Here is a 7,404-nt window from a genome sequence, read left to right as displayed (position 1 = left end):
CCACCCGCTACGACAAACTCGCCGTCCGCTTCGAAGCCACCGTCACCATCGCCATCATCAACCAGTGGCTCCGAGCCTTATGAAACACGGGCTAGACCCGCCAGCGGGCAGACTGGACGCTGCGGCAACCGGACGGCACGACGAGCCCGGTGGTCGCGGCGGTCCTGGGCGCGGTTCAGGCTCCGGCGTCGGGCGGTGGCAGTGGCAGCTCGACGGCGGCCACCTCCTCGACCCGCAGGGCGGAGTGCGCCGGGGGCAGCCTGTCGGCTCGCGGCGAGCGACTGTGCAGCCGCCCCCGGCCGCCCGGGTCCGGGCGCCCGCCCACCTCGCAGGGCACCATCCGGATCGGTGGCGGTGGCGCGGTGAACCGGCCGGCGCCCCAACGCACCCAGAGCGCGACCCGGCCCGCGTCGGCCTCGGCGAGCAGCTTGTCCCAGGTCCGCCGGCGCGTACCGTGGTCGACCTCGACGGCGATCGGCGGCCCGTCCGGGCGCGCGCAGGCCACGTCGAGCACGGACCGCTGCGCGGACATCGGCGGCGGCAGGGGCAGCACGCTGGGCGCGCGGCGGTAGACCCGCCAGCCCTGTGCCGTGGCCCAGTCGACCACCGCGTCGATCAGCCGGGCGGTGACCTGGTCGGTGGTCAGGTCGGCGAAGGTGACGGCGTCGAGCCGGTCGGCCAGCGACGCCGCCAACCGCTCCCCGTCCTCGTCGACCACCACCGCCGCAGGGTAACCGCGCGGCCGGCCGCCGTCGACGGCAGGGCAGACGAGGGTACGCGGGGCGGCCGCCGGGGAACCGGTCCGACGAGCGCCGCCGGGCCGATGTCCGACGCGCCACCCGGGTGCGGTGTTCAGCAGGAGGAGTCGCCCCAGTCCCCCCGAGGCGGTGGCCCGGGCGAGAGGCTTGGCGCGGGCGTACCGACGCCGACCGTGACGTGCAGGCTGACAGATGCTGAGGTCGTCTTGTTTCTCAGCGTCACGCTTCCCTCGAGGAGCCGGGCCTGTCCGCCATAGAGAAGCAGCCAGGCCCGGGCGTCCTGCTGGAACAGCAGGCCGATCCGGTCGTCGTTGTCGAGGTCGGGGTGCCGCATGGTCAGGTCCGTGCACGGCCCGAGGTCGTCGAGGCGCCACGCGCCATGGGTGTCGATGACGGTCCTGCCGTCCCTCACCCTGCCCTCCAGGGGTTGTTCCTTCGTCCAGGTCACCAGCGACACGCGCGTCGCCGCGGAGGACGATCTGTTGTGGACGCGGATCGCCTCGGTGTCGTAGGGATTCAACGCGTTGCCCTCGCGCAGGATCCAGATGGCGACGGCGGCGGCGTTCTTCTGCTGCTCGTTCTCCTCCGCGATCAGGTATGCGCGCCGGGCGTAGTAGAACCCCCAGACTGTGACGATCGTCGTGATGACGACCATCGCCGCGTTGACGGGCGCCTGATGTCTGGCGAACGCACTGAGCGCGCGGCCCACCGTCGACGGGGCGGTTCGTGGCGCGCTGCGCCTACGGCGTCTGCGGGACGGCATCGGCTTCCCCCTTCGGGCGCCGTCATTGTGTAGGGCCCGGCCGTCGCGCTCCACGGAGTGTCGGATACGCGATCGCGAGGTGGGCGCCGTCGCGACCTTCGAGGGCGGGGCACCGGGCGCTCGGCGGGTCGGCCGGAGCGGTCCCGGCCGTCAGCCCGTCGCCGCGGCGAGCCGGGCCGCGAGTGTCCTGACGTGCGCGACCAGCTCCGGGGGTTCGTGCACCTGGAAGTCGAACCCCATGGTCGTCACGTAGATGGCCAACTCGTCCAGCGAGTTGGACCCGGTCCGCAGGGTGCAACTGCGCTCGTCGACAGGCTCCAGCGTGCCCGTGGTGGGGGCGATCCGCTCCGCCGCGGTCTCGGCGCTGACGCGCAGGGTGAACCGGGCCTGGTAGCGGTAGGCCGAGGTGGAGACCGCCCGCGAGGTGTAGGCGCCGACGTCGGGATCCGGCGGGGTGCGCGGGGTGAACCGCGGGCCGGTCGGGGTCCGCGGGTCGAGGCGGTCCACGCGGTACGTGCGCCAGTCCCGGCGGTCGACGTCCCAGCCGACGAGGTACCACCGCCGGCCCGCGTGCACCAGCCGGTGCGGCTCCGTGGTGCGGATGCTGCTCGCTGCGGCGTGGTCGCGGTAGTCGAAGCGCAGGCGCAGCGAGTCGCGGCAGGCCGCGGCGATGGCGGTGAGGGTGCCCGGGTCGACGGTGGGGCCCGCGTTGGCCATCGGCACCGTCACGGTGTGCAGGGCGTTGATCCGGTGACGCAGCCGGGACGGCAGCACCTGTTCGAGCTTGGCCAGGGCACGCACCGAGGTCTCCTCGATGCCGGTGATCGAACCGCCGGCGGCCGTACGCAGGCCCATCGCGACGGCGACGGCCTCGTCGTCGTCGAGCAGCAGCGGCGGCAGGTCCGCTCCGGCGCCCAGCCGGTAGCCGGGGGTGCCCGCGGTGGCCAGGACGGGGTAGCCGAGGCCGCGCAGCCGCTCGACGTCGCGGCGCACGGTGCGCGGGGTGACCTCCAGTCGCTCGGCCAGTTCGGCGCCGGACCAGTCGCGTCGGGCCTGCAGGAGCGAGAGCAGTCGCAGCAGCCGTGCCGAGGTTTCCCGCATGGTTCGAAGTCTGCCAGCCGGCTAGGACCGAGCCTGACCTAACCGGCTCCTAGGGTTTCCGGTATGCAGAACAACAGCGAGATCCGGCCCTTCACCATCGACATTCCCCAGGCCGACCTGGACGATCTGCGGGACCGGCTCGCCAGGACCCGGTGGGCCGCGGACCTGCCCGGCGTCGGCTGGAGCCGTGGGGTGCCGGTGGGCTATCTCAAGGGGTTGGCCGAATACTGGCGCGACGGCTACGACTGGCGCGTCCACGAGCGGAGGCTGAACGCGTACCCGCAGTTCACCACCGAGATCGACGGGCAGAACATCCACTTCCTGCACGTACGCTCGCCCGAGCCGGACGCGCTGCCGCTGATCCTGACCCACGGCTGGCCCGGCTCGATCGTCGAGTTCCTGGACGTCATCGGCCCGCTGAGCGACCCCCGGGCACACGGCGGCGCCCCCGAGGACGCGTTCCACCTGGTCGTACCGTCGATCCCCGGCAGCGGGTTCTCCGGGCCGACCGTCGAGGCCGGGTGGGACACCAACCGGGTGACCAGGGCGTTCGCCGAGCTGATGGACCGGCTCGGCTACGACCGCTACGGCGCGCAGGGCGGGGACACCGGCGCGGTCGTCTCCCCCGGGCTCGGCCGGCTCAACCCCGACAGGGTCGTCGGCGTACACGCGAACGGGCTCTCCGCGTTCACCGAGGTCGACCCGGACGAGGTGGGGGAACTGACCGAAGCCGAGCGGGCGCGGCTGGCGCGCCTGGAATACCTGCACACCGAGCAGAGCGGCTACATGATGATCCAGATCAGCCGGCCGCAGACCCTGGCACACGGGCTGCACGACTCCCCGGTCGGGCAACTGGCCTGGATCGTGGAGAAGTTCAAGGAGTGGACCGATCCGGCCGCCGAGCTTCCCGAGGACGCGGTGGACCGGGACCTGCTGCTCACCAACGTGACGCTGTACTGGCTGACCGGCACCGCCGGGTCCTCGGCCAACAGCTACTACGAGACCGCGCACGCCGGAGCCTGGAGCGCGAGCGAGCGTTCCACGGTGCCGACCGGGGTCGCGGTGTTCCCGCTGGACGTGTCGATCCGGCGCGCCGTCGAGCGGGAGCACACGATCGTGCACTGGTCCGAGTTCGATCGCGGCGGCCACTTCGCCGCCATGGAGGCCCCCGACCTGCTCGTCGGCGACATCCGGGAGTTCTTCCGCAAGCTGCGCTGAACCGCCACGGCGCCGGCCTCGACCGGGTCGGCGCCGCGCTTCCGCGCGCCAGGCGAATGACGCGCGATCCCTCGGCCAGCGCCGGCTTGTGGATGGGCGACGTGACGATGAGGGCGATCATGCTCCAGGCCTCCGCGGCCTCGCCGGCGCGACATCGAACGCACGACCCGTTCGGAAAAGGCGACCACCGACACGCGCGACGCGGGCCGGCCGTCATGTCCGAGACGGCACGCGGTCCCTCCGCAGGGGGAGGAGAGCCGCTCTCCCGGGGGAGGTGTGGCGCCGGCGGAAGGCGCAGGCTGAGAGCATGATCAAGAAGAGACTCACCGTCGCCGCCGGGTGGTCGCTGGCAGCCATCGGGGTCCTGCACGCCGTCGTCTTCCTGCCCCACCCGCACTGGGGCGAGTGGCTCTCCGGCGGGCTGCGCTCGGGCGAGGGCGGCGACGCGTCCCTGTCCGTGTTCTGGGCCCTGCCCGGCAGCTTCGTCGTCCCCCTGGTCCTGTTGGGCCTCCTGGTGGCGCGGTTGGGGCGGCGCGGCGAGCGCGCGCCCGCCTACGTCGGCTGGGCACTGGGCGGCTGGGCGGCCGGCTGCGCCCTGCTCATCGGTCCCAGCGGCTTCCTGCTGGGCTTCGTCCCGGCCGGCCTGCTCATCGCCGAGGACCTGCTGGCACGCCGGAGGGGCGCCGCGCAGAGCGTGCCGACGCGGCCGACCACACGGGACGCGCCGGTGGCCGGGCGGAGGCAGGACGCGCCGTCGCCGCGCTGAGCGCCGCGGCACTAGTTGACAAATCCCCTAGGAGACGGGCGGCACTCGCCGCGTGGCTCGCCAGCGAGCCGGAGCGCCACGTCGAACGCGACCCGTTCCTCGCGCGAGTGTTCTTCGGCGCCGGCCTGGACGACGACGGGCTCAGGTCGCTCCTCTCGCGTCATCGCACGGCGGTCCAGGCGAAGCTGACGCGCTTCGAGCGGATGCGCTCCGAGGCCGGAGCCGCCGACCGTGCAGCCCGGCTGCGGCTCGCCACGCTCGACAACGGCATCGCGCACCTGCGCACCGAGCTCGCCTGGCTCGACGCGGTCGAGGAGGAGCTCGCATGACCGCCTTCGCCGAAGTACACCGTCCCGCGACGGACACGGCGGGGCGTCCCCTGGTGATGCTGCACGGCGGCAACGTCGCGAACTGGATGTGGGAGCCGCAGCTGGCCGCGCTCACCGACCGGACGGTGCTCACGCCGGACCTGCCGGGCTTCGGCGAGCGGGTCGACGAGGACTGGCCGGGCCTGGACGGCATGGCCGACGACCTTGTGGCATGCGCACGCGCCCACGGCGTCGACGGCCCGTTCGACCTTGTCGGGCTCTCCCTGGGCGCCGTGCTGGCGCTTCGCGTGCTGGCCCGGCGCCCCGACCGGGTGCACTCGGCCTTCCTCACCGGAGCCCCGCTCCAGCCGGCCGGCGCCGGGGTGCGCCTGATCTGCCGGCTGCAGCTGGCGTTCTGGCGGGCGCCGTGGTTCTGGCGCGCCCAGGCCACGGCGTTCGGGATTCCGGCAGACTCGCGCGCCCGGTACGTCACGCACGGCCTCTCGGTGCGCCGCGAGACCGCGTCCGCGATGAACACCGAGGTGTTCGCCGGCGGAGTGCCCGAGAACCTGCGCGACTACTCCGGTCCCCTGCTCGCGATCGCCGGCGAGAAGGAGTCCGCGGCGGTGCGCGACTCTCTCCGGGAGATCGGCCGGACGGCACCGCAGGCGCGGCTGCGACTCGCGCCGGGCATGCACCACATCTGGAACGTCGAGGACCCCGACCTGTTCAACGAGGTCCTGCGCTCCTGGCTGGACGGGGAGACGGACCCGCGCCTCGTCCCGGTGCCTCGCGACTGAGCGAGGCGCCCCGCGCCGGACCGACACGCTCCGGCGCACCCGCCGATTCCCGCATCAGGTGTTCCACCGTCACCCCGTTTCGCTCGACGAGATGACGACCGCACGTCTGCCGTCGGACCGGTACCGGCAGCAGGGGCGAACGGGTCCCGCACGGCACGAAGCCATTCGGGCACCGCGAACACCCCCGCTGCCGGCGGTCGGCTCACCGCTGCCGCGGCGATCCCGCCCTGCTCGCCGTCAGCCCACGGGCGGGGCGGTCCAGGAGGACCGCACCAGCTCCCGCTCGGCGGCGGCGAGGTGAGCGGCCACGGCGAGCCAGGCCCAGGCGTACCGGTCCTGGTCGGGATCGGTGCGCCGGCCGAACGCGTCCCGGCCGGTGCGGTCGGACTCGTCGGCGAGCGCGGCGGCCACCGCGGCGCCGGTGGTGAAGCCGGCGCGGCGCAGCGGAGCGGTCAGCCCCGCGCCGTCCCCGCGAGCCGCCTCGGCGACGGCGCGGCGACCGCCCGAGACGGCCAGCTCCACCAGCCGACGAACCCGCCACAGCGGGGACTCCGCGAGCGCGTCGGCGCCCACCATCGGCTCGGTCGTCGCCGCCGGATCGCGCGGCGGCAGGTGCCCGCCCTGGATCTCGTCGTAGCCGAGGTCGGCCCGGCCGTGCCAGTCCGGCGGCAGCCGAAGCGTCGCGGCGGCGCCGGGCACCGGGGCGACCGCCAGTGGCCGCAGCGTGCTGGCCCGGTCCGGGTCCAGCCGGCCCACCACCCGGATCCGCAGGCCGGGCCGGGAGGCGAGCCGCCGCAGGTTGGCCACGTGCGCGAGCGCGGGGTGGGAGTCGGCCGCCGCCAGCCGGATCACCGGCCCGTCCGGCACCGGCGCGCGGTCCGCCCCGGGGGCGGCGGCCGGGGCCAGCTCGCGGGCCAGCACCTGGTCGCCGGCGGCGCCCACCACCACCAGGTCGCAGCCGAGCAGCGCGGTCCCCGCCCGGGCCGGGTCGTCCGGGTCCTCGGTGGCGAGCTGGGCGGTCACCACCTCGACGAGCGGGCGGGCGAACAGCCCCGCCAGCGCACCGGTGGACCAGTCGCCCCCGGCCAGCGGGGTGGCCCGGACGCCCTTGCCGGCGCCGAGCCGGCCGTCCGGCGAGACGGTGGTGCCGGTGATCCGCAAGCCGCCGCGCGCCAGCACCGCGTGGTTGACCGCCACCGCGCCCATCTCGGTGACCGCCCGGGCGCAGTCGACCGCCCGGTCCGGGCCGCCCGGTCGCACGTCGCCGAAGGAGAGCTGTCGCCCGTCGGCGGCGACCAGATGGGTCACCACCCCGGCGTACCCGGTCGCGCTGATCACCGGCTCCCGGCAGACGCCGTGCACCTCCAACATGCCGTCCGGCTGGTAGGCCCGCCGCAGGATGCCGACCAGCACCGGGTCCGCGTCGCCGGCGGCGAGCCGGCCGGTGACGTACAGCAGGTCGTGCAGCACCTCGACCAGTTCGGCGAGGCGGTGGCCGCTCTGCCGTTCGCGGTGTGCGCGCAGGCCCCGAACCACGCGCAACGCGGCGCTCTCGGCCCGCGGCAGGCCGGCCAGCCGGGCGCCGTGGGCGGCCCGCAGCAGTTCGGCCTGGGGAACCGCTCCGGCGGCCGGCACGCCGGCCGCGAGCACGGCGGCGGCCGCCCGCCACAGCGCGCCGGCGGCGGCCCGT

The 7,404-nt window shown here is 74.7% G+C and carries 8 protein-coding genes; 4 read left to right on the top strand and 4 right to left on the bottom strand.

Translation table 11 applies throughout. The annotated features are described in order from the left end of the window. Window positions 1-175 precede the first annotated feature (175 nt). The 3 genes from ACWENR_RS28525 to ACWENR_RS28515 form a co-directional block, all read right to left on the bottom strand. Entirely contained in the window at window positions 176-721 is a 546-nt protein-coding gene (locus ACWENR_RS28525; RefSeq protein WP_452280042.1) for a hypothetical protein, read from the bottom strand. A 131-nt stretch (window positions 722-852) separates the two neighbouring features. After that, window positions 853-1,467: a hypothetical protein gene (locus ACWENR_RS28520; protein ID WP_452280041.1), complete on the bottom strand. Its 615-nt coding sequence runs from the start codon at window positions 1,465-1,467 to the stop codon at window positions 853-855. A 204-nt stretch (window positions 1,468-1,671) separates the two neighbouring features. Beyond that, window positions 1,672-2,622 carry a helix-turn-helix transcriptional regulator gene (locus tag ACWENR_RS28515; protein WP_452280040.1) on the bottom strand — a complete coding sequence of 317 codons (951 nt, stop codon included), beginning with the start codon at window positions 2,620-2,622 and terminating at the stop codon, window positions 1,672-1,674. A 63-nt stretch (window positions 2,623-2,685) separates the two neighbouring features. Here ACWENR_RS28515 and ACWENR_RS28510 point away from each other — a divergent pair, with 63 nt between their 5' ends. The 4 genes from ACWENR_RS28510 (at window position 2,686) to ACWENR_RS28495 (ending at window position 5,714) form a co-directional block, all read left to right on the top strand. Continuing rightward, window positions 2,686-3,840: an epoxide hydrolase family protein gene (locus ACWENR_RS28510; RefSeq protein WP_452280039.1), complete on the top strand. Its 1,155-nt coding sequence runs from the start codon at window positions 2,686-2,688 to the stop codon at window positions 3,838-3,840. 307 nt (window positions 3,841-4,147) lie between these two features. Continuing rightward, window positions 4,148-4,606, top strand: a complete 459-nt coding sequence (locus ACWENR_RS28505) for a DUF6463 family protein (protein WP_452280038.1) — start codon at window positions 4,148-4,150, stop codon at window positions 4,604-4,606. Beyond that, entirely contained in the window at window positions 4,603-4,935 is a 333-nt protein-coding gene (locus ACWENR_RS28500) for a hypothetical protein (RefSeq protein WP_452280043.1), read from the top strand. The genes ACWENR_RS28505 and ACWENR_RS28500 overlap by 4 nt, the downstream gene beginning before the upstream one ends. Further along, window positions 4,932-5,714: an alpha/beta fold hydrolase gene (locus ACWENR_RS28495; RefSeq protein WP_452280037.1), complete on the top strand. Its 783-nt coding sequence runs from the start codon at window positions 4,932-4,934 to the stop codon at window positions 5,712-5,714. The genes ACWENR_RS28500 and ACWENR_RS28495 overlap by 4 nt, the downstream gene beginning before the upstream one ends. A 237-nt stretch (window positions 5,715-5,951) precedes the next feature. Here ACWENR_RS28495 and ACWENR_RS28490 read toward each other — a convergent pair. Then, on the bottom strand, window positions 5,952-7,404 hold a 1,453-nt coding region (locus ACWENR_RS28490), incomplete at its 5' end, for a hypothetical protein (RefSeq protein WP_452280036.1).

Source organism: Micromonospora sp. NPDC004336, assembly GCF_053602615.1.
This window is presented reverse-complemented; position numbering and strand designations above follow the sequence as displayed.